Annotated in this window: 18 protein-coding genes; 14 read left to right on the top strand and 4 right to left on the bottom strand. The window is 60.2% G+C overall.

Annotated elements, in window-relative coordinates; genetic code table 11:
* Positions 1–4 precede the first annotated feature (4 nt).
* The 4 genes from ACW9UL_RS06620 to ACW9UL_RS06605 form a co-directional block, all read right to left on the bottom strand.
* Positions 5–982: an efflux RND transporter periplasmic adaptor subunit gene (locus ACW9UL_RS06620; protein WP_457789629.1), complete on the bottom strand. Its 978-nt coding sequence runs from the start codon at positions 980–982 to the stop codon at positions 5–7.
* 131 nt (positions 983–1113) lie between these two features.
* On the bottom strand, positions 1114–1896 hold the full coding sequence (locus ACW9UL_RS06615; RefSeq protein ID WP_457789628.1) for an SDR family NAD(P)-dependent oxidoreductase: 783 nt from the start codon (positions 1894–1896) through the stop codon (positions 1114–1116).
* Between the two features lie 145 nt (positions 1897–2041).
* Positions 2042–4201 (bottom strand): 3-hydroxyacyl-CoA dehydrogenase NAD-binding domain-containing protein, encoded by a 2160-nt coding sequence (locus ACW9UL_RS06610; RefSeq protein WP_457789626.1) that lies wholly within the window; start codon positions 4199–4201, stop codon positions 2042–2044.
* Positions 4202–4325: 124 nt separating this feature from the next.
* The gene (locus ACW9UL_RS06605) at positions 4326–4472 is read right to left on the bottom strand and encodes a hypothetical protein (protein WP_161594798.1); all 147 of its coding nucleotides are present in this window, start codon (positions 4470–4472) and stop codon (positions 4326–4328) included.
* 220 nt (positions 4473–4692) lie between these two features.
* Between ACW9UL_RS06605 and qhpR the strand changes: the two genes are divergently transcribed.
* From qhpR to ACW9UL_RS06535, 14 genes are all read left to right on the top strand, one after another.
* Positions 4693–5736 carry an AraC-like transcriptional regulator QhpR gene (gene qhpR / locus ACW9UL_RS06600; RefSeq protein WP_457789623.1) on the top strand — a complete coding sequence of 348 codons (1044 nt, stop codon included), beginning with the start codon at positions 4693–4695 and terminating at the stop codon, positions 5734–5736.
* Between the two features lie 33 nt (positions 5737–5769).
* Positions 5770–6849 (top strand): AraC family transcriptional regulator, encoded by a 1080-nt coding sequence (locus tag ACW9UL_RS06595; RefSeq protein ID WP_457789621.1) that lies wholly within the window; start codon positions 5770–5772, stop codon positions 6847–6849.
* 635 nt (positions 6850–7484) lie between these two features.
* Positions 7485–7754 (top strand): hypothetical protein, encoded by a 270-nt coding sequence (locus ACW9UL_RS06590; RefSeq protein WP_457789620.1) that lies wholly within the window; start codon positions 7485–7487, stop codon positions 7752–7754.
* The gene (locus ACW9UL_RS06585) at positions 7751–8047 is read left to right on the top strand and encodes a LasR-specific antiactivator QslA (protein ID WP_457789618.1); all 297 of its coding nucleotides are present in this window, start codon (positions 7751–7753) and stop codon (positions 8045–8047) included. The genes ACW9UL_RS06590 and ACW9UL_RS06585 overlap by 4 nt, the downstream gene beginning before the upstream one ends.
* 209 nt (positions 8048–8256) lie before the next feature.
* Positions 8257–9129, top strand: coding sequence for a hypothetical protein (locus ACW9UL_RS06580; protein WP_457789616.1), 873 nt, complete (start codon positions 8257–8259; stop codon positions 9127–9129).
* A 40-nt stretch (positions 9130–9169) separates the two neighbouring features.
* A protein-coding gene (locus ACW9UL_RS06575) for an IS3 family transposase (protein ID WP_191833612.1) occupies positions 9170–10320 on the top strand; the annotation gives its coding sequence in 2 pieces (ribosomal slippage) (positions 9170–9407 and positions 9407–10320; 1152 coding nt in all).
* Positions 10313–10918 (top strand): hypothetical protein, encoded by a 606-nt coding sequence (locus tag ACW9UL_RS06570; RefSeq protein WP_457789614.1) that lies wholly within the window; start codon positions 10313–10315, stop codon positions 10916–10918. Before ACW9UL_RS06575 ends, ACW9UL_RS06570 begins: the two co-directional genes overlap by 8 nt.
* Positions 10919–11155: 237 nt before the next feature.
* Complete coding sequence (locus ACW9UL_RS06565; RefSeq protein ID WP_457789612.1) at positions 11156–11698, top strand: DMT family transporter; 543 nt, start codon at positions 11156–11158, stop codon at positions 11696–11698.
* Between the two features lie 491 nt (positions 11699–12189).
* The gene (locus tag ACW9UL_RS06560) at positions 12190–12657 is read left to right on the top strand and encodes a hypothetical protein (RefSeq protein WP_457789610.1); all 468 of its coding nucleotides are present in this window, start codon (positions 12190–12192) and stop codon (positions 12655–12657) included.
* 94 nt (positions 12658–12751) lie between these two features.
* Positions 12752–13711 carry an MvdC/MvdD family ATP grasp protein gene (locus ACW9UL_RS06555; protein WP_457789608.1) on the top strand — a complete coding sequence of 320 codons (960 nt, stop codon included), beginning with the start codon at positions 12752–12754 and terminating at the stop codon, positions 13709–13711.
* Positions 13699–14358, top strand: coding sequence for a hypothetical protein (locus ACW9UL_RS06550; protein ID WP_457789606.1), 660 nt, complete (start codon positions 13699–13701; stop codon positions 14356–14358). The genes ACW9UL_RS06555 and ACW9UL_RS06550 overlap by 13 nt, the downstream gene beginning before the upstream one ends.
* A gap of 44 nt (positions 14359–14402) precedes the next feature.
* Positions 14403–16001: an ATP-dependent nuclease gene (locus ACW9UL_RS06545; protein WP_457789604.1), complete on the top strand. Its 1599-nt coding sequence runs from the start codon at positions 14403–14405 to the stop codon at positions 15999–16001.
* Positions 15994–17121 carry a UvrD-helicase domain-containing protein gene (locus ACW9UL_RS06540; RefSeq protein WP_457789602.1) on the top strand — a complete coding sequence of 376 codons (1128 nt, stop codon included), beginning with the start codon at positions 15994–15996 and terminating at the stop codon, positions 17119–17121. The genes ACW9UL_RS06545 and ACW9UL_RS06540 overlap by 8 nt, the downstream gene beginning before the upstream one ends.
* Positions 17122–17480: 359 nt before the next feature.
* Entirely contained in the window at positions 17481–17993 is a 513-nt protein-coding gene (locus tag ACW9UL_RS06535) for an antirestriction protein ArdA (protein WP_457789600.1), read from the top strand.
* Positions 17994–18494: the final 501 nt, after the last annotated feature.

Below are 18494 nucleotides of genomic sequence, written 5' to 3'. Positions count from 1 at the left end.
CGACTCAATCCTCCAGGGCGTGCACAGGGAATCCGTCGCTGAGGGTGTGCACCCCCGAGACCGCGATGCGCTCGCCGACCGCCAGCCCGGAGGTCACTAGGACCCGGTCGCCGCTGAGCGCTCCCAGCGTCACGGGACGTTGCTGCACCGTGCCGCTCTGCGCATCGAAGAGCCAGACGAAGGGGGTGTTGTCCGGCGCGGCGACCACGGCATCGGCGGGAACGCGCAGGCCCGCCGATGCGGCCCCTGCCGGCAAGTCGTAGGCGACGTGCCCGGTCATCCCGGGGCTGACGCTGCTGCCGACCGGTGGCTCGAAGCCGACGGTGACGCGGAACGTGCGGGTTACCGGGTCGGCCATGCTGGCGAAAGCGGTGATCCTCGCCGCAATCGGCTGTTCCGGCAGCGAACTCAGCACCACGCGGATCTGCGAGTTGATCTCCTCGATGTCCGCCGCCGAGTCGACACGCTGCGAGCGAACCCACAGCGCCTCGGGAACCTGGACACGCATCTCCATGGCATCGTCGCTTTGCAGTATCAGCACCGGCTGCTTGGGCTGCACGTTGGCGAAGTCTTCCACCAGCTTGCGCGCGACACGCCCGACGAAGGGCGCGCGCAGCACCGTGTCCTCGATGGCCTTGGTGGCCTGGCGCAGGCTCGCTTCGGCCACCGCCAGGTTGCGCCGGGCGCGATCGAGCTCCTGCGCCGCCACGGCCCTGGCCTTGAACGCCGCCTCGTAGCGCTTGAACTCCAGCTGCGCGGCGTCGCGTTCCGCTCGCGCCCTGTCCCGCTCCGCCTCGTAGTCTCTGGGGTCCAGTCGTGCCAGCACGGTTCCGGCCTCGACTCTCTGCCCCTCGGTGACCGGAATATCAATGATCCGCCCGGAGACCTCGAAGGCCATGTCCGATTGCTTGACCGCCGAAACGCTGCCGGGAAACCTCAACGTTCGAGCGGCCTCGGTTTCGCCCAGGGTGAACAGCTTCACCGGTCGCGATACCTGTTGGGCCACTTCCTGCTCCGGTTCAGTACAGCCGGCAAGTGCCAAGGCGACCGTCAAGCATAGAGACGCCGCCCGGATGAGTGGTTTAGTAGATTTCATGTGCGTCCCCTTCGACTTCAGAGGCTACCCACCAGATGACCTCCATCGACCGCCAGCACGCTACCGGTCATGAACGCGCCGGCATCGCTGGCCAGGAGCAGGAAAGGCCCCTCCAGCTCCTCCAGCTCGCCCAGCCGGCGCATGGGCACCATGGCGCGGATGTAGCCATCGCCCTTGTCGCCGGCGAAGAAGGCCTCGTTCATCTCGGTCTTGAAGTAGCCCGGGGCGATGGCGTTGACCCGGATGCCGAAGCGCGCCAGCTCCAGTGCCAGCGACTTACTCAGCTGCACCACGCCGGCCTTGGCCGCGCAATAGTGGCTGTAGCCGGTGCCGACGCGCAGGCCGAGGATCGAGGCGACGTTGACGATGCTGCCGCCACGCCCGGCCTGGGCCAGGCGCTGCGCGGCAACCTGGGCCACGCGCCAGACGCCATCGAGGTTGGTCGACAGCATGGCGCGCCAATCCTCCTCGCTGATTTCCAGCGGGCGCTGGCCATTGCCGATGCCGGCGTTGTTGAGCACCACCTCGACCACGCCGAAGTGCGCCTCGGCGGCAGCGAAGGCCGCCTCCACGCTGGCCCGGTCGGTGACGTCGAGCACCACCGACAGCGCCTGACCGCCCTCCCATTCGATATCGGCGGCGAGCTGCGTGAGGCGCTCGATGCGCCGCGCCGCCAGTACCACCTGGGCACCGGCACGAGCCGCCACCTTCGCCAGGTGCGCGCCGATGCCGCTGGAGGCACCGGTAATCAGCACCACGCGATTGGCGAGGGAGAAGTTCTGGGCGTAATGGTGAGTCATCGGTAAACCTCGGACAGCGTGGAAAGCACCTTGCCCCGGCGGCGCAGCGTATCGGCTGGCTGGCCAGGCTCGGCGGGTTGACGTAATAGGGAACCGGCAGGCCCAACCACTAGGGGCCCGATGCCGGTCATCGCGAGTGGGTCGCTTAGCGCACCCGCTCAAGCAACTTCAGCTTTGCTCCAGCCGATTGGGCCGTGAGCCGCTCGATTCGCTTGCGGCCGGCGGCCACCAGGCGTTCCAGCAATGGCGCCGGGCGGAACCACATCTCGCCGTACTCGCCAAGTGCATGGCGGTAGTGCTGGATGCCGCTCAGGATCTTGTCCAGCCCCAGGTGCTCGGCGTAGTGCATGGGCCCGCCGAGGTGGGCGGGAAAGCCGTAGCCGTTAATCCAGACCAGGTCGATATCGCTGGCGCGCAGGGCAATGCCTTCGTCCAACAACTGGATGCCCTCGTTGATCAGCATGAACAGACAGCGGTCATGGATCTCCTGCTCGCCGATAGCGCGCCGAGTCACATCCAGTTCACCGGCCAAACGCTCGGCCAGCGCCATCACCTCGTCGTCCTCGTGGCGGTTACGTCCCTGGTAGAGGTAGAAGCCACGCCCGGATTTCTGTCCGTAGCGGCCCATGGCGTACAGCTCGTCACCGAGGCGGCAATAGCTCTCATCGTGGGCAGAAGCGGCGCGATTGGAACTGCGGATAAGGAAGTTCACGTCGATGCCGGCCAGATCCAGCATGCTGAATACGCCCATGTTCAGATCCAGGCCGGTGAGCACGGCGTCCACCTGCGCCGGTGTGGCCCCCTCCAGCACCAGGCGGTGAGCCTCGCGCGCGTAGGGTTCGAGCATGCGATTGCCGATAAAACCGAAGCAGACGCCGGAGATCACCGGCAGCTTGCCGATACGTCTGGCGATGGCCATGGTGCTGGCCAGAACGTCCGGCGCCGTGGCCTGGCCACGCACCACCTCCAGCAGGCGCATGACGTTGGCCGGGCTGAAGAAGTGCAGGCCGATCACGTCCTGCGGGCGAGAAACGACCGCGGCAATTGCTTCGACATCCAGTGACGAGGTGTTGCTGGCCAGGATCGCTCCCGGCTTGCACACCTTATCCAGCGTGCGGAATACCTGCTGCTTGATCTCCATCTTCTCGAACACGGCCTCGATCACCAGATCGGCATCGGCCAGATCGGCATAGTCGAGGGTGCCGAACAGCAGCTCCATGCGCTGCTGCACCTGCTCGGCAGTCAACTTGCCGCGCTTGAGGCTGGCCTCGTAGTTCTTGCGGATCTGCGTCAGGCCACGCTCCAGTGCCTCCCCTTCGCGTTCAAGCAGGGCCACCGGGATGCCGGCATTGGCGAAATTCATGGCAATGCCGCCGCCCATGGTGCCGGCGCCGATGATCGCCACCTTGGCGATGCTGCGCAGGCGGATGTCCGCACCGACACCCGGAATTCGCGCCGCTTCGCGCTCGGCGAAAAATACGTGGCGCAGCGCCTTGGATTGACGCGAAGCCTCGGCCCGCTTGAACAGCGCCATTTCTTGCGCCAGCCCTTCCTCCAGCGGCAGCAGGCAGGCGGCTTCCATTGCCGAGAGCACCAGGCGCGGCGCCAGGCGGCTCTTCCAGCGCGGCTCGTGCTCGGCGCGGTAGCGGGCGAGAAAATCGTCCGGCAGACCTTCCGCCGGCTCCGGCCAGGCCTCGGCCGGTCGCGCCGGGGCACAACAGCCGATCAGCTCGTAGGCATAGGCCTTGGCCTCGTCCAGCAACTGCTCGGCGCTGGGCGCGATGCGGTCGAGGATGCCCAGCAGGCGAGCGGTCTGCGCATCGACCTGTTCGCCGGAGAGAATCATGTTCAGCGCCGACTCGACGCCGATCAGCCGCGGCAGGCGCTGAGTACCGCCCGCGCCAGGCAGCAAGCCCAGATTGATTTCCGCCAGGCCCAGCCGTGTGCCCGGCTCGCCTATGCGGTAACCGCACGCCAAGGCCAGCTCCAGACCACCACCCAGGGCGAGCCTGCCGATAGCAGCCACCACCGGTTTGTGTATCTCCGCCAGGCGCACCAGGGTGCTGGGCAGATCGGGCTCGGCGAAGGACGCATCGGTACCGAACTCACGGATATCGGCGCCGGCACTGAACAGGCCGCGCTCACCATGGAGGACGATGGCCTGGACCCGCGGGTCGCACGCGGCGCGTTCACAGGCCTCGGAAATGGCCGCTCGCATCGACTGGTCCAGGGCGTTGACCGGTGCACGGTCAAGGCCGATCAGGGCCAGGCCGTCGTCGAGACGGTAGTGAATCAGGTCGCTCATTCGAGATCCTTGGATAGCGCGCCCGGCTATTGGGCCTGGCAGGTTGCATGTCAAAAAAACAGTCGATCACATGCTCAAGGCATGAGCGTCGAACAGGCCGGACACCGTGGCGGCAATTGCGTCGTCAAAAATGTCGGAAAACGTCGCCAAAGCTGGCAATCGGATACACCGGCTTGGGCTTGGCGGCGCTCATCCTGGCCGGGAACTCAAAGGAGTAGATGACCCCCACCAGCAGGGCCACGCTCAGGCAGGCGAAGAAGACTCGACGCATGGCGAACCTCCGTCGTTCGGCCGCAGCCGAACGCAGTGTCTTTTATTGTTAGATGGCTAAATTTTGATCAGAGCCAGGGATTGGTGCTTTGCAGATCGCGCCATAAAATATTCAAATCATGTCACTGACGCACAGCCGGCCAAGGGCCTTGCTTTAGGATCACGACAATGCGCGTTCAGCGGCCCTGTGCTTCACCCAATCAATCGTGCGGACATTCGCGATGACGTCCTTCGTCCATGGCATCGCCCTGCTGGGCTTCGAAGACTTCGCGCTCGCCCAAGGGCTGGATCCACGCGCCACCCTGACTGAGATCGGCTTACCTGATGACGCCCAGGATGGCGTGATCTCCGGCGTGCAATTCAACGCCCTGCTGGGGCTGTGCGCGCGGCGCTCGGCCAATCCTCTATTTGGCCTGCAGTTTGGCCTGCAACAGGGCGCGCAGGCCTTGGGCAACCTGCTGTATGCGATCCAGAATGCCAGCTCGGTGGGCGGCGCGCTGCAGGCCCTGATGCAGTACTTCCATGTCCACAGCAATGGCGCGCAGCTGCAGCTCGAGCGTCACGGCGGGTACGCCAGGCTGCTGTACGAGGTGACTGATGGAGAGGCCCACTCGGTCCGCCAGACCGTGGAGCTGGCCATGGGAATAAGTGCCCATTTGATGCAAGACCTGCTGCAGCACGCCTGGAAACCGCGCGGACTGCTGCTCAGGCATTCGTCCGGCGCAGAGCCCGGCCTATACCGCCGCCTGCTGGGAATCACGCCCCGCTTCGACAGCCCGGTCAATGCCTGGGTATTCGACGAGACGCTGCTGAATGTCCCGCTCAGCGCCGCGGACGAGAGGCTCAGCCAACTGGCCCGGTTTCATCTCGACGAACTGGCGCGTATCACCCTGCAGGAGCTTCCCGGCTATGTGCAGAAACTGCTGCGCACCTGGCTTCCCCATGGGCAGGTGTGCATCGAGCAGGTTGCCGAACACCTGAAGCTCAGTCCCCGCTCCCTGCAGCGCTATCTCCAGGCGGAAAACACCAGCTTTCAGGCGTTGCTGGACGACACGCGACAGGCGCTGGCCGCACGCTACCTGCGCGACTCATCCCTCAGCCTGACGCAGCTTGCCGGCCTTCTGGGCTACGCCGATCTCAGCACGTTCTCCCGAGCCTTCAGGCGCTGGAACGGCATCAGCCCACAGAAGTGGAAGCGCCACCAATTGTCCGCATCAACCGCCCCACTCTCGCCGGCACGCCCAGCCGCCGGCCCATCCGTTTGACTAGCGCCAGGCCACCTCGACGAGTAGCAGATCATGTCCTTCAACCCTTACGTCCGCGCCCTCAGCCTCGTCGGCTTCGCCGAGTTCGCCATCGGGCAAGGACTCAACCCGGCGGACATGCTGCGTCGTGCGGCGCTGCCCCAGGAGAGCCTGGAGCGACACGACGGCATCATTGCATTCCACCGCTACTGCGCGCTGCTGGATATCTGCCAACGCCAGTCGGACAACGCCTTGTTCGGCTTGCAGCTGGGGCTCTTCCAGGGCGTCACTGTCTTCGGCGAGCTGCTCTATCTGATTCGCAATGCGCGGACGGTCGGCGACGCCCTGGACGAGCTTCGGGCCAACTACGCCCTGTACAACGGTGCGGCTGACATAGGCTTCGATATCGACGGCGACACCGCCACCCTAAGCTACCGGGTGAACCAACTCGACCTGCCCGGCCTGCCCCAGGCCGAGGAACTGGCTTGCGGTGTCGGTATGCAGTTGCTGCGTGCCCTGCTGGGCGATGGTTGGCGGCCTGGGGCTATCCTGCTACGGCACCCTGCTCTGCAGGACGAGGCAGGCTATCGGCAAGCGCTCGGTTTGCTGCCCCGCTTTTCAGCACACTGCAGCGGCCTTCAATTGGCGACCTCTGCACTCTCGTTGCCACTGAGCGCCGCCGATACCAGGCTGCACCAACTGACCGTCGAGCACATGAAGAAGATGGAGCGCCTGCTGGCTGGCGACCTACCCAGTTACGTCAGGCAACTGCTCCGCCATCTGCTACCCAGCGGCCGCGCCACCATCGAGAAGGTCGCCGACAGCATGGCCCTCAACACCCGCACCTTGCAGCGCCGCCTGACCCAGGAGGGCACCTCCTTCCAGCAACTGCTCGATGAAACACGCCAGGACATGGCCTGCCGCTACCTGGAAGACCCGTTCATCAGCATGACGCAGATGTCAGGGCTGCTGGGGTACTCAAACCAAAGTGGATTCTGTCGGGCATTCAACCGCTGGTTCCAGGTCACTCCCTTGGAGTGGCAAAAGCGCCACTGCCCCAACCGACAGCCACGCCTGCTGCGCGACTCGCGCTTGAATGCCCTGCAAAGGGGACCCGAAGGCAACACCTCATAGGCGCCAGGTTCCGCCTGCCCAGGTTCGTGTCGCAGATAGGCCTTGGTCTATACTCGCGCCGCTGCCCACCCGGCCGATTCGCATCGGGCAAGGATGCCGGCCGGACTGGGCACTCGCGGTCACTGCCATTTCCCCAAGATGCTTGGAATGGTCTCACTTCCGCGCTGACGAGCGCTGCTTGGCCTGTACCAGGCCGACCGGCCATCTTCTTGGCTCTAGGACAACGTCCTCCAGCCCTCAGATAACAAACACTCCAACTACGCCACAGTAGGTTGCCATCCCGAAACCCTCGGGCTAGAGTGCGCCCGTCGTGGTAAGTCCCACGACCGGGTGTGGTAGCCCGATTCACACGAAGGCGCGGTTGCGTCATAAACGAGAGCAGGCCCTTCTCAGGATCTGCTGTTTTCTCGTGCATTTATGGCGGGCCGTGTGAGGCAGGCTTCGGCCTGGCCGGCCTTCCTTCGTGGGTCGGTCTACCACCCTTGCACGGTCCGCCTCCATTCGTGTGGTAGCGAATGGCTGCGGCTCCTTAATCTCACGAAGGAGCATAAGGAAAATGCGCTACCCCCTTTTTACCCGAGAGCTCCGCCTTGGGCTGCTGGTCCTGCTGTCCACCTCTGATCTGGAGGTGCGCCATGGCTGAGTTCGAATCCTGCGTTGTACCTTTTCCGCTGCAGCGAAGCCCGCTGCATGAATCCGAACGCTCTCCCCTAGCCTCTGAAGCTGCGGCTGAACTGCGTGGCGTCATGCTCGGCAATCTGTTGGATCAACTGGCTGAACCTGATGGTTTCCAGCCTGCAGATCTGCGCGTACGGATCGCAGCATATTCAGCCTTGGATCTACTCGACGAGATGGTGGTGCTCTATCGCCGAGCCCTCTCCGAAGTGCGAGGAGGTTTCAGATGAGCAAGGGTGTCATGACCTGCCTACCTCCTCACGATGGCCACCCAGGTGTAGAAATCATTTGGGCTGCGGACTGTAGGGAAGCGTTCAACCAGGGCGTGAAGCTTGCCCAGACCTGGCTCGATAACGCCCGCAGCGGCTGGCTCTGGGCAGTGATGATCGCCGAGCGCGACTTACTACCATGTGCGATAGAACGGAGAGCCTTTGAAGTGGGCTTCCTCAGCCGCGTCCACCAGCGCATATGCTCACCCAAGTGCTGCGGCCAGCCGGCTAAATCCCTTTCCTTGGAGCTGTAAAGCGGATGTTCGCGAGCCGGCCTGCCGGCTTGCGCTAACCGCCACATGCCGTCAAATTTTGGGGACGCCCCGAAAACGCGGGAGCCCTAGAACAGGCCGAGAACGGCCAGAAGCGGCCATCTGTACCTCTCCCCCCACAACAGGGATACTGCCTAGCCTACGAGGTTGGCGCTTCAAACTTCAGAATGGATCATAGAAGGGTGGCTAACGTGAGTCTGGGTACGCACCCCGTATCTTCGGGGGCATCAAATGTTGCTGATCTTGCGCTACGGCTCCACAGCGAAGGGAAATCGAGTCTTCGTTTGGAGCTTGCTCCAGAACAAGTGCCAGCAGAAAAGGATTTGCCTATAGGTTGCAAACTTGTAGATGGCGCAATCGAGTTTGAGTCGCTTGAGGTACGCAATTCAATTGTTGCAGCTGCGGCCTACGATCATTACTTCTCGTCTGACATTGACTGCAACGCCCTCTTCGAGCACGCCTTTGGGCTGTGGCGTCATGAGATCGGGCACAACGATCAAGCCTCTGGTCGATTGCTTGCACTCGCAGCTGTTAGCGTCGACGTGCTTTCGGTTGGAGCGCAGCAGATTCGATCCGGCAAAGATGTCTTCGATATACTGCACCTCATCGAGGCAGCATTACCTTATCTGAATAATTTGGATGTGCAGTCAATCATCGATTTGATTGCTGCCAAGTATGAGCCAACCAAGAGCGACATGCTGGCAGGCGCAATTAACGGGGCCTTGGAAAGGTGGCTTGGGAAGCATCCTAAAGTTGCGATCAAGCTACATGCTAAGACCCAGGAGAGTTTGGCTGAGGCCACATCGAGCTTGCTTGGCAACGCGATTATCGCGCTTTCCAAATCTGATTATTCTGCCGCTGTAGCCATGGCCAAAGGAGACGTGCGATCCAGCGTACATATGCAAGCGCAAGTTGGCACATGGACACTTGGGCGTTTGCTCTTGGATGAGAATGCGGCGCCGAAAGAGATTAACGTTGTTGTAGATGCAGTAACCAATCTAATTGAGAGTAATTTGCCTGAGATCAGGTCAGAGGCAATCAGTGAATCGACCCTAGTTTCGTAGACACCTTCAAGCCTCATAATGAGGCCCATCAGGAGGTGCCATGAGCAACCAGCGTTACCCCGAAGAATTCAAGATCGAAGCGGTCAAGCAAGTCACCGAGCGCGGTTTGCGCGTTGCCGATGTGGCGGAGCGTCTAGGCGTGTCCGCGCACAGCCTGTACGCCTGGGTAAAGCGCTACAGCAAGCCCCAAGCACAGCGGCAGCAGGTAGATGATCAGCAGGCCGAGCTGCGTTGCTTGCGCGCGGAACTCAAGCGGGTGACCGAAGAGCGAGACATTCTAAAAAAGGCCGCCGCGTACTTTGCCAAGGAGTCCGGCTGAAGTACGCCGTCATCAGCAAGCTGTCGGTGGAGTACCCGGTACGGCGTCTCTGCCAGACCCTCCAGGTACATCCCAGCGGTTACTACGCCTGGCTGGCCGAGCCGAAATCCGTACGCGCCAAGGAAGATCAGCGCCTGCTCGGGTTGATCAAACATGCCTGGCTGGAAAGCGGCGGGGTCTACGGCTACCGCAAGATCCACGACGACCTGCGTGAGCTGGGCGAGTCCTGTGGCCGGCACCGCGTGGCTCGCCTGATGCGGGTGGAGGGGCTGCGTTCGCAGACCGGCTATCGTCGGCGCCCCGGCTATTACGGCGGTAAGCCGACGGTGGCTTCGCCCAACCGCCTGGAGCGGCAGTTCAACGTCAGCGAGCCGAACAAGGTCTGGGTCACCGACATCACCTACATCCGCACCTATGAGGGTTGGTTGTATTTGGCGGTGGTGCTGGATCTGTTTTCACGCCAGGTGATCGGCTGGTCGATGAAGCCACGGATGTGCAGCGACCTGGCCATTGATGCCCTGTTGATGGCGGTGTGGCGGCGCAAGCCCAAGCAGGAAGTGATGATCCACTCCGACCAGGGCAGCCAGTTCAGCAGCTCGGACTGGCAGAGCTTCCTCAAGGCCAACAACCTGATCAGCAGCATGAGTCGACGCGGTAACTGCCACGACAACGCGGTTGCGGAAAGCTTTTTCCAGTTGCTGAAGCGGGAACGCATCCGACGAAAAACCTACGGCACGCGCGAAGAAGCCCGCAGTGATGTGTTCGATTACATTGAGATGTTTTATAACCCCAAACGCCGGCACAGCAGCGCTATGCAGCTATCGCCAGTGGAGTTTGAAAAGCGTTATTTCCAGAGCTTGGAGAGTGTCTAGGAAAGCCGGGGCGATTCACAGTGCTCTAAATATCGGGCACGACATATCAAAAGCTTTGACGCTGATAGAGAAAGAACTTGGGTTTGACATTCCTCTTACTCTGCCGCAGAAGGAAGTATTTATACTGATCGCAGAGTGGGATTCGGATAGATATTTTTTGAATCCCGTTGGCGTGAAGGGCAATGAACTGCACTATTTGGATCAGATGGTCTGGCGGATTCGGCAGTACTGCCAGCCACTAGATGTTGTGCACTATGCAGATGAGCCTTCCCGTGCCGTGCTGGAGCAGAACGTTAAAGTGATACAGGAGCGGGAACTAACTGCTCCCCGAGAAGGTGCCCTAGCTGGAGGGCGCCTGGAAAAGATGCTGGTGGACAAGAACGATCCTGCCAGACCGGCACTGGTCTGGAAAAATCTAATGTTCAGCACTAGCACTCGCAAGAAGGTAAACCGTAGAAATCATATGCATGTTAGCAATGCGCCTATGTGGCTTGAGCCTGATCTGATCGATGACGTCGCCAAGCTCTTAAAGGTGCCCAAACCCATCCAAGAGGAGTACCGGCAACTGGCGAGAAGAAGAGCACTGGAGCAAGAGTGATTCAGTACCAGCCAGAAACTGAATCGCCCCTTTTATAGACACACGATGACCGCTTCTGGCCGACCTCTGCCGGTCATGACAGGCGGGAGCCGGCCAAAAGCAGACTTGTTCTATTTCAATTTACAGACCTCCTCTGAGCTTTGGAGGTCTCTACGAAACTAGGGACGATTCATTCCATTCGAATTATTGATACACCAATACTCCCTCAGTCAGAACGGACACGCCTGAGGTGACTCCATGAACTCCCCGATCCCACTTACCACCCTCGCATTGGCTTGCGCGGCCCTGGTCGCCGGCGCCCTGGTTCCCTTCCAGGCCGGCAGCAATGCCGCCCTCGGTCGGGCCCTCGGTCACCCGCTCTGGGCGACCGTGACATCCCTGCTGGTGAGCCTGCTGGTGGTCCTGCCGGTGCTCCTCGCCATGCGCGTACCGGCGCCGCTCCTGGGGCCTGCCTCCCAGTTGCCCGCCTGGGCCTGGCTCGGTGGCGTCGCCGGGGTCATCTACATCACCGCCGCGCTGTTGCTGACACCCCGGGTCGGGGCCGGAAGCTTCATCGTCTGCGTGATCGCAGGACAAATGCTCGCCTCCCTGCTGATCGACCATTTCGGCCTGATGGGCTTGCCGGTGAAGCACGCCAGCGGCGGGAAGATTCTCGGCGTCGCGCTGATCCTCGCCGGCATGCTGGTAGTGCAATGGACTACCCGCAGCGAGAGCTCGCCTCCTTCCGGGCCGGCCTCCGCGAACCTGTCTGCCGCCACGACGACGTCGGGCGCGCTTTAAAATGAGCTGAATTTTCCTACCCCGGCCATCCTCGGAGCTGACACCCGCGATATCCTGTTGCGCCCATTCCCAGCAGGTCCGTTGTCCCGATGTCCGTAGTCGCTTCCCCGGAAACCCTTCCCGCCGTCATGGCCGGCCCCATCCTGCCTCGACTGGAGCCATAGCGCACGTGCTCTGGCTGGTGGGGTCGAGGGAGTTGGAACCGGGAGCTCCAGCTACGCGGCGATGCCTGCCGGATCCTGCCGCTGGGGCCCACGCCTTCGTCCACCTGTTCGACCTGAAGCTCGACGAACCGCTGCCGGTGGGCCAGAGGTCGACTCTTTCAACAGAATCGACTCATAGCTGTGGTGGCGACAGGCTACAACCGGCCAAAAGCAGCCAATGGTTGCTGGCTGTGCGATTCATTCTCTGTTCAGAGGCTACATTGTTCGATTATTGATAGCGAAGTAGTATCAAGCTGCAAGCCGAACCGATCTCAATGGATTTGACGCATGGAAAACACCATCGATAGGAACACGCGCGCCCGCCATCGTCACACGAACATTTCGCCCTTCCTGGCCAACGCCGGCACACCTCGTACAGGCGAAGACCGGCTACCTGGGTATTACTGCGAGCAGCAGCAGATGTGGGTAGTCGACACCGAGCAAGGCGTTCTACCCATCATCAACAAGCAGGCGCTCTTGCAGCTGAAAACGAAGACTCGTGCAGATGGCGAAGATGATGACGACTGCCAACTTGCGCTTGAGCTGACGACCAAGACTCACCAGCAGATCGAAAGTGACGATGACACGCGTCCAAACGGCTTTAACAACCTCCTGCAGTTAGCGACCAAGACCGACTCGATCGACGAGGCTGATGACAATTACTCAGCTGCCCAGCTGCTGGAGCTGGTCACCAAAACCAAGGTTCAACAGGAGGCCGACGATGACGCAATCCAATCCTTTGGCTTTCACTGCTGACAGCAGGTGAACGAATCTGACCGAAGCACCGGCCCCGACTTCGATCCGATGGCGATCGAATGCTGACCGGGACGTATAGAGTTAGGGAAAACACATGCTCCTGTTAGTTACAAACCGCCGCGACATCACCATCGATTATGTGGTGGCCGAGCTCAAACGCCGGCAAACGCCATTCTTTCGCTTGAATACCGAAGATATGCCAACAGCTCGCTGCACCATGGCTGCGTTCCCCAGAAGAGCGTGGTCACTGTCCCTCGGTGAGCGAGAGCTCAAAGGATCCGATGTCAAAGCGGCCTACTTTCGACGTCCTGCCCCACCTGCCAGCAACGCCACCATCATCGACGACGGTGAGAGGGAGTACGCAGAGGCCGAATGGGGTGCCCTCCTGAAGAGCCTGTATGCACGCCTGGAGGGTATGTGGCTAAACGCCCCTTTGGACATCTTCGCAGCGGAAGACAAGCCGAGGCAGCTGATGCTTGCGAGCGAAATCGGCTTCAACGTGCCACAGGTCTTGGTCACGAACGACATCAAATCAGTGCGCGAGGTCATTCAGGCGGGGCCCGCTATTGGGAAGCCACTTCGACAGGCGCTGATCAATGGTGAGCAGGAGCGAGTTATTTTCACCACTCGCCTGGAGCATCTGAACGACAGCGACGGGGACGCCATCGCAATGGCCCCCTTCATTGTGCAGACCGAGATCAAAAAGCAGTACGACGTCCGGGTGACGGTGGTCGGCAGCCAGGTTTTCGCGACCGCGATCAGGTCGCAGGAGCATGAAGAAACCACCGTAGATTGGCGCCGAGGCTGCCGACCTGACCTCAAGCACGAGCGTATCGAGCTTACCCGCGAGGTTGAGGATCAATGCGCCGCCCTCATGAGTCGACTGAATCTGCGTTATGGCGCGATCGACTTCATCTGCGATCAGCAGGGTAAATTGTGGTTCTTGGAAATCAACCCGAATGGCCAATGGGCCTGGATCGAGAACCTCACCGGGTATCCAATTGCTGCTGCGATCGTTGACGAGCTTGAGGGAATCGCCCAATGCCAAAGCTAGTCCCTGAATGGCTATGGCCCCGCCTTACACTTTCCTCGACAACGACTGACTCTCCACAGCAGAGATGGCTTCGGAAGGAGCACGAGAAAGTCGATCAGGGATCTTGGGCAGATATAAGTGATATTGCACTGGAGGAGGCCCGCAGGCTCTTCGACGCCGAACAAGAGCGTCGCCGAGGCGCTGACTCCAAGGCTGGCCTTTACCTCGCAGCGATCACCGCCCTGATGCCAATTCTGGCGTCCATTCTTCCTGGGCTATGGGATAAGCAAATCAGCACATGCCAAAGAGGGATCCAGCTGGGGATTTTCCTTCTAGCGCTGCTATTCCTCATGCGCGCCGGCTTGTGGGCCCTCAAGACCATCAAGATATCGGCATCGACTGTAGTAAGTCCCGGAGATATCGCAGACAGCTTCGACTCCGATGAGCCTGAGGAGAACCTGGCGAAGCAATTGCTGAAAGCTGTGATCCAGAACTACGACGCGAATAACAACAAAATCAGCTGTATAAAGATGACGCATGAATATCTGCTGCGAGCCTTCTTTAGCTTCGTGGTTTTCTTGGCCGTACAGGCAAGTTGGCCTGCAGCAGCTTGGGCGATCGTTTGGATCAACGAGTTCATTTCACTCCTGATGGGCTGTTCCCCCTAAGGCCCATTCCTCCAAATTCTCCAGCCGCCACCTAAGGACAGCAGATGATCACGAAGATCAAAATTCAGGGCTATCGGATCTATGGCGACTTCACGCTGCTGCCGAACAAGGAACTCAACATCCTTGTGGGCGGTAATGACGCGGGGAAGTCTACCCTGATGGAGGCGATTGGCCTCGCGCTCAACGGGCGTATCGGTGGCCGTTCCGCCCAGGAGGAGCTGAACCCGTATTGGTTCAACAAGGAGCTGGTTAATCAGTTCCTGGAAGATTGCGCCTGGGATGAGAAACCAGCTCTTCCAGAAATTCTTATTGAGCTATTTCTAGAAAATCGTCCAGAGCTGCAGTTTCTATGCGGAGCGATTAACAGTGACAGGAAGACCAACGCCTGCCCAGGGATCTCTTTCAAGGTCATACCCAATCCTGAGTATGAAGAGGAGCTGGCGCAATGGCGTACCGACCCCAGCGCGCTGATACCCGTCGAGTACTACAAAATCGAATGGCGGACCTTCGGGGATGAGGTATTGACCCGGCGCCCTCGGCAACTTGCAGTCGCGACTATCGATTCGCGGACTGTGCGCTCGACCTCAGGTATCGACTATCACTTGCGCCAGATCCTGAGCGACCACTTAGAGCCAGGCGAGAAAGCCAAGATCTCCCATTACTACCGATCGATCAAAGAGTCCATGACCTCTGACTCGCTGGGGGAGGTGAATCAACGCCTCAAAGACATTCATGCTCCGCTGGGTAACCAGGTTATGGGGTTGGCCATGGATCAAAGCGCTCAGTCCTCCTGGGAGGGATCGGTCACACCGCACGTGGATCATGTGCCATTCGCTTTGGCCGGCCAAGGCCAACAAGCTTCGATCAAGATCTCGCTGGCCATGCAGCGTCTGTCCGAGCACACCAGCATCGTGATGATCGAAGAGCCAGAGAACCATCTGTCGCATACAAGCCTGACCACGTTGTTGTCGCGCATTGAGGAGGCTGCAGGCGATCGGCAGTTGTTCATATCAACCCACAGTGCCTACGTGCTGAACCGCCTTGGCCTGAGTTCTTTGTTGCTACTACATCGCGGAAAGGCGTCTCACATCAAGGCGCTTGATCCAGACACTGTCAGCTATTTTCAAAAGCTCGCAGGTTTCAACACATTGCGGATGGTGCTGGCTCACAAGCTCGTCTTAGTGGAAGGCCCTTCGGACGAGATCCTGTTCGAACGCTTCTTCAGAGACCTCTACGGAAAGCGCCCGATGGAGCTGGGGATTGATGTAATGAGCATGCACGGGCTGACGTTGAAGCGCTGCCTGGAGCTGTGTGCTGCCATTGATCGCCCCGTTGCAGTGCTTCGAGACAACGACGATCAAGACCCCGAGGTGCTGCGCGACCCTGTGACCGATCTGCTTGAGGCGAGCAAACGGGAGCTATTCATTGGCGCGAAGGAAGCTGGCAGGACGCTGGAGCCGCAACTGATGGCCTGCAACAGTGAAGAGACCCTGCGCAAGATACTTGGGGTCACCGACCGAGCCAATCTTGATAAATGGCTGTCGAGAGAGAAAACAGAAGCAGCACTACTCATCGCCGAATCCAGGGAAACCCTTACGGCCCCGCCGTACATGGCGGCGGCGGCGAAGTTCATCCATGGCTAACTCATCCATGGCGAGCAATTATCTGACCCTAGCAGTTGCGGGTGCTCGCAAGACACAAGGCCTGGTGGAGCACTGCAAAGCCTTGCCTGCCAATCGCAAGGTTCTGCTCATCACCTTCGCACAGACCAATCAAGTCGAGTTGCGCGATCGCGTGAGGCGGTATGCCGGCGACCGACCCAACTTGGAGGTCTCTGGCTGGTTCAGCTTTCTGCTGCGCCACTTCGTCAAACCCTTCGTGCCATTTGCATTCCCAGGCAAGCGCTGCAGGGGCTTCAATTTCGAAGGTGATCCAGGACGATACGCCAGCGGTGAAAATCGTTTTTTCGATTCGGCGGACAGCGTGTATGCGAAGGAAATAGCACGCTTAGCCCACCAACTGATCGGCCAAAGCGGCGGGGCTTTGATTCATCGCCTCGAATGCCTCTACGACGAAATCCTCATCGACGAGGTACAAGATCTTTCGGGTTACGACTGGGACATCCTGGAGGCGCTATTCGGCACGCGCATAGAGATACGACTCGTCGGGGACGTCCGTCAGGCGGTCTTGTCCACCAATCCTCGTGGCCAAATGAAGAAGGCCTTCGCCTACTCAAAATCAATTGAATGGTTCAAAAAGCAGCAGAAAGCTGGCCGGCTAGAAATCAACTTCAGCTCTGTCACTTGGAGATGCTGCCAGGCAATCGCCACCTTCTCCGATACTATCTTCGAGGCGAGTTGGGAGTTTCCGGAAACGACCTCGAAAAATCACGCGACCACGTCCCACGACGGCGTTTTCCTGGTGAAGAAGGAGCACGTCAGCCAGTACGTTGAGGCATTCCAACCCCAGTGCTTGCGCAACAGCATCAGCTCGGGCAAGGAGTTCGATCTCGACTATATGAACTTTGGTTTGTCTAAAGGCCGAACCTTCAATCGCGTGCTGATCTATCCGACCGGCCCCATCGGCAAGTTCATCAGCAAAGGGGAGTCTCTCATGCCCCTTTCCGCAGCCGATTTCTATGTGGCGGTTACACGTGCTGAGCAAAGCGTGGCGATTGTCTTGGACAAGCCGGGAGCTTCGACACTTCCGTATTGGTCGCCGTCGGATGGCCAGCCGCACAGCGCCAACTCGAGCCCGCCATAAGAATCTTCGATTTGCGTCAGGCTAGATCTACATAGGCCCTGCTTCCCTAGAGCGTTCAGAGCTTCATCGTGAGGCATGTACAGACGGGGCAAATCAGTCCGCTTTTGGCCGCCTCCGGCCAGTTGCCAACTGACGAAACACATTGCTGTCACCACCTGTGGTGACGGTCTCCCCTTTCCAAGGCAGGGGTTCTTGCCCCCTCAAAATCAAGAAAAATAGACGGTTTCCACCCGGCCGCTGCGCTGGGTGGAGCCTCCGCGATTTTTCCTGATTTTTTCACGACCGCCTTAGTCGCCCTAGTCGGCAGGGGTTCATGCGCAGCGCATGCGCAGAACCCTGAAGACGAAGGAGCGAAAGCCATGAGCGAACACATCAGGATCTACGTTGCCGACCTGGCTGCCTACAACGCAGGTCACCTGCATGGCGTCTGGATCGATGCCACCCAGGAGCTGGACGACATCCAAGAACAGGTCGACGCCATGCTGGCGGCCTCGCCGGTCGAGGGTGCGGAGGAGTACGCCATCCACGACTTCGAGGGCTTCGACGGCTACCGTCTCGGTGAGTACGAGGGCCTGGAGAGCGCCCACGAGATCGCCTGCTTTATCGAGGAGTACCCCGAGTTTGGCGGCGCCCTGCTCGCCCATTTCAACGACCCGGAGCAGGCGCGCAAGGCGGCCGAGGAAGATTACTGCGGCTGCTACAGCTCGCTGGCCGACTACGCCCAGGAGCTGACCGAGGAAACCACCAGCATTCCGCAGCACCTGGCTATGTACATCGACTACCGCGCCATGGCCCGCGACATGGAGTACAGCGGCGACCTGTTCACCCTGGAGACCGGCTTCGAGCAGGTGCACGTGTTCTGGAACCGCTAGGTTGAGTGGAAGGCACCGGGGCGGACCCGGTGCCTTTGCTTTTTTGCGCCCCTGTCCTACCGGCCACCCGCGCGCCCCACCCGGAAGGCTGATGCACGGGGACGCGCACCCGGCAATCAGCCTGGAGCAACCGCGTTGTGCTGCCAGTTGATTGAGACCGTTACGGTCTTACGTTTCTGCCCAAATCCGTCGATCCGTATCCACGGATTTACGGATTGGTGGGGAAGCGGATCTGCGCTTTTTACGGATTTACGGAAATCCGCCGATTCGGTTTTCCGGTTATGCAGAAAGCCGTAGAACCGCACCTTCGGAGACTGCAGCCACACACGCCACGTGCCGCACGTTGGGCGAGACTGCGAGACGAGAGCTCGCACACGAACAGGCCAGGGTCTACCAGTGAGGCCCGCCTGTTCACCCTTGAGCCACGCTCAACGACAGCGGCCAGAAACGCCTCCAGAGCCCCTTAGAACGCTCCAGCCGCTTTACCCCACCTGCGCCCTT

This window comes from Pseudomonas sp. PL-6, assembly GCF_054110165.1.
This window is presented reverse-complemented; position numbering and strand designations above follow the sequence as displayed.